Origin of the sequence: Paenibacillus sp. S28 (assembly GCF_016624415.1) — a bacterium.
In the GTDB taxonomy this organism is placed as follows: Bacteria; Bacillota; Bacilli; order Paenibacillales; family Paenibacillaceae; genus Paenibacillus_AQ; species Paenibacillus_AQ favisporus.
Genome location: NZ_JACVTM010000056.1, coordinates 1 through 350 on the forward strand (window position 1 = coordinate 1; position 350 = coordinate 350).

General features: G+C 64.3%; 1 protein-coding gene. It reads left to right on the forward strand.

The window, feature by feature from the left end:
- Positions 1 to 229 (forward strand): hypothetical protein (locus IAE55_RS34075; RefSeq protein WP_234490059.1); only part of this gene is annotated, 229 nt, incomplete at its 5' end.
- Positions 230 to 350: the final 121 nt, after the last annotated feature.

A 350-nucleotide genomic window follows, 5' to 3' on the forward strand; every position in this document is an offset into this window, starting at 1 on the left:
GCTTCTCCGGCATGATTCCGCCCGCTCCGCTGCTGCCAGCGGCGAGTGGGGGAGTAAGGTCCTTGCGGTGGCTGTGCAGCACCGCAAAGACGAATGGGTGCGGGCTGTGCTTCGAGGCAAAGCGTTCGGCTGGCGTGTGCTGTGCGTGCTTGGGAAGCCCGCTCCGCGTGCGGGTCATGCCTCCGATCGCTGTTGCCCCCGAATTTTTTGGGAATGGAATGAAAGGTGAAAATTCGGGGACAAAGGCGACCGCTGCCGCTTCTCCGGCATGATTCCGCCCGCTCCGCTGCTGCCAGCGGCGAGTGGGGGAGTAAGGTCCTTACGGTGGCTGTGCAGACCGCAAGGACGGG